Genomic DNA, 3476 nt, shown 5'->3' with positions numbered 1-3476 from the left:
GGCACGGCCCGCGAGGTCTCCCGAGCGGAGCGCGTAGGAGATGCCCTCCCGGGACCAGTGGTCGACCAGGGCGGCGGCGTCACCGGCGACGAGGACGCGTCCGCGGGTCAGCGGGGAGTCGGGGCGGCGGCAGCGGGTCAGGTGCCCGGTGTCATGGAGCGGCCGGGCGCCGGCGAGCCGGTGGCGGGCGAGGAAGGACTCCTTGTAGGCGCGCAGAGCGGTGGGGTTGCCCCGGGCGGCCACCACTCCGGCGGTGCAGATGTCGCCTTTGGGAAAGATCCAGCCGAAGGAGCCGGGGAGCGGTCCCCACTCCATGAGGAGGCGGCCCCGCCACAGGTCGGCCGTCCGGTCGTCGACGGGGACCTCCGCCTCCAGTGCGAGGTCGACCTGCGCGCACTCCACACCCACGTGACGTGCGACTCTGCCGGCGCTGCCGTCGGCCCCCACGACGGCCCGGGCGCGCAGGGTGTCGCCGCGGTTGGTCCGCACGGTGACGGTTCCGCCCTCCTGTTCCAGGCCGGTCAGCGCGGTGCTGTCCCGGACCTCCGCCCCCGCCCCGGCGGCGGCCTCGGTCAGCGCCTCGTCGAGTTCGCTGCGGTGGACCATGGCGATGGTCGGGGAGGCGGAGGCGAGGGTGCGTTCCCTGCGGCCGTTGAGGGAGAAGGTGAAGTGCCCGGCCGTGTCGTGGACCTTCAGCGGCAGGCCCCGGGGCAGGGCGGCGAGGGACGCGCCGATGAGGCCGCCGCCACAGGTCTTGTAGCGGGGAATGGCGGCGCGTTCCAGCAGCAGGGTCTCGCAGCCGTGCTCGGCGGCGACGCGGGCCGCCGTGGCGCCGGCCGGGCCGGCGCCGACGACGATCACGTCCCAGGTGCCTGGCGTGCGGGTGGGGACAGGGGGAGGAGACATACGTCGGTCGCCTAACGGTCGGTCGGATCGGCTGATCGTGCGGGAGGGGTCCGGCGACGCCGGGAGCCTACGTGGTGACGGGCGTCCGTTCCCCGGTGCGCGTGCCGTCCTGTTCGCCGTCGGGGCCGGCCTCCTGTTCGCCGTCGAGGTCGAGGCGGGTCAGGAGGTAGCGGGTCAGCGCGGAGGCCGTCGGGTGCGTCCACATCACCATGGTGGGGATCTCCAGGCCGAGTTCGCGCTGCAGACGGTTGCGCAGGACGATGGCCATCAAGGAGTCCAGGCCGAGCGACACCAGCGACGTGTCGGCGTCGATCCGGTCGGTCCCCAGTCGCAGGACCGCGGCGAGGTGTTCGACGACCTGGGGCTGAAGGATGTCCTGACGTCGTTGCGGGCAGTCCGTCTCCCGCAGCGAGTCCAGCAGCGCGTTGCGGGCGCCCCCGGTCTCCGCGCCGGCCGCCGGACCCGCCAGTGCGGTGAAGAAGGCGGTGCGGGCGGTCTCGGGATACGACTCCAGCCACCGCGCCATGTCGAGGGGCGTGTAGGCGGTGCGGTCGCGGTCGTGGGCGAGGAGGCGTTCCAGGGCGGCGACGCCCTCCGCGGGGGCGATCATGGCGTAGCCGCGTTCGGCCATTCCGGTGCCGCGGCCGACCTCCGCCCACGGTCCCCAGTTGACGCAGGTGGCCGGCAGGCCCTGGGCGCGTCGCCAGGAGGTGAACTCGTCCAGCCACGCGTTGGCCGCCGCGTAGGCGCCCTGCCCGGGGTTGCCCAGCAGGGACGCGGCGGAGGAGAAGGTGACCCACCAGTCGAGTTCCCGGCCGTCCAGGGCGAGGTGGAGCAGCCACGCCCCGGTCGCCTTCGGGCGCCACACCTTCTCCACGAGCCCGGGCGTGAGGTTGGCGACGGTGGCGTCCTCCACGACGGCGGCGGCGTGGACGACACCGCGCAGCGCATGCCCGGTGGCCTCGGCGGTGCGTACGAGGGCGTCGGCGGTGCCCGGAACGGCGAGATCCGCGCTCACGACCTCGACGCGAGTGCCGAAGTCGGCCGTGAGGGCGTCGAGGGCCGCCCGGGCCGCCGGGTCGGGGGCGCTGCGGGAGGTGAGGACGACGGCGGCGGCGCCCCGTTCGGCCAGCCACCGGGCGACCAGGAGGCCGAGGCCGCCGAGCCCGCCCGTGACCAGGTAGCTCGCGTCGGGCCGGACCACGGGGACGTCCTGCGGCCGCACCGGCAGGGTGTCGGTTCCCTCGGCGGGCCAGCGCAGGACGAGCTTGCCGGTGTGCCGGGCGGAGGCCATGGTGTGGAACGCCGCCGACGCCTCGCCGACGGGACGGACGGTGACGGGCAACGGCGGCAGGGTGCCGCCGGCGAGCATGCCGGCGAGGTCGCGGTAGCCCTCCGCGAGCAGCTCCGGGTCCTGCCGCATCATCATCAGCACGTCGACGCCGGCGAAGGTGACGTTCTGCCGGAAGGCCAGCAGCCCCAGCCGGGTGTTGGCGTAGATGTCCCGCTTGCCGAGCTCGATGAACCGGCCCCGGTGGGCCAGCAGTTCGAGACCGGCGGACTGGGCCGGCCCGGTCAGCGAGTTGAGCACGACGTCGACGCCGCGGCCTCGGGTGAGTTCGCGTACCTGGTCGGCGAAGTCGAGGGTGCGCGAGTCCATGACGTGCTCGACGCCGAGGCCGCGCAGGAAGGCCCGCTTGTCCTCGCTGCCCGCGGTGGCCCACACCTCGGCTCCGCAGGCCCGTGCGAGGTGGAGGGCGGCCAGGCCGGTGCCGCCGCTCGCCGAGTGGATGAGCACCTTCTCGCCGGGCCGGATCCTGGCCAGGTGCCGCAGCGAGTACCAGGCGGTCAGGTAGGCGCACGGGAGAGCGGCCGCGTCCTCGATGCTCGTCCCGTCCGGCACGGGCAGCAGGCAGTCCGCGCGCACCTCGGCGAAGGAGGCCATGACGGCGGACCGCGTCCCGTCCACGAACATGGCGGCGACCCTGTCGCCCTCCCGCACGCCCTGGACCCCCTCGCCCACGGCGGTGACGACGCCCGCGCCGTCGAAGGCGCTGATGTCCTCGCGGTTCTCGCCCACGCCGAAGCGCTGGTAGACGCCCATCGCCTGCAGCACGTTGATGAAGTTGACGCTGGTGGCGTCGACCCGGACCTCGACCTCGCCGGGTCCGGGCCGGCGCCGCGACTGGGCGACGAATTCGAAGGAGTCCAGGTCACCGGGGCGTGCGAGGTGCAGGGCCACCCGGTCGCGCACCCGGTCGACGGTCCTTGTCCGGTGCTCCCCTTCGTCCAGCGGGGCGTTGCGCAGCCGGGCCAGGTGACGTGTTCCGTCCCGGTGGGCGACCTCGTCCTGCTCGTCGGAGCACGACGACAGCTCCGCCGCCACGTCCGCGAGGGGTGTCCGCGGGTCGATGTCCAGCACGGCGGGGCGCAGTTCGGGGTGCTCGTAGCTCAGTACCCGCACCAGGCCGCGCAGTCCGGCCTGTCCCAGGTCCGGCCGGTCCTCCGCGGTGACCCGCTGCGCGGTGCGGGTGACGGTCCACAGGCGCGGTGCCGCCCCGGTCCCCGCG

Annotated in this window: 2 protein-coding genes; both read right to left on the bottom strand. The window is 74.5% G+C overall.

Features of this window, described 5'->3' with window-relative positions:
* On the bottom strand, positions 1 to 906 hold a 906-nt coding region (locus HW445_RS23110; RefSeq protein ID WP_180222884.1), incomplete at its 3' end, for a geranylgeranyl reductase family protein.
* A 67-nt stretch (positions 907 to 973) separates the two neighbouring features.
* Positions 974 to 3476 (bottom strand): SDR family NAD(P)-dependent oxidoreductase (locus tag HW445_RS23105; RefSeq protein WP_180222883.1); only part of this gene is annotated, 2503 nt, incomplete at its 5' end.

Origin of the sequence: Streptomyces sp. UH6 (assembly GCF_013421635.1) — a bacterium.
In the GTDB taxonomy this organism is placed as follows: Bacteria; Actinomycetota; Actinomycetes; order Streptomycetales; family Streptomycetaceae; genus Streptomyces; species Streptomyces abyssomicinicus.
Note: the sequence above shows the minus strand (reverse complement) of the source record. Positions and strands in the feature narration are given on the sequence as shown.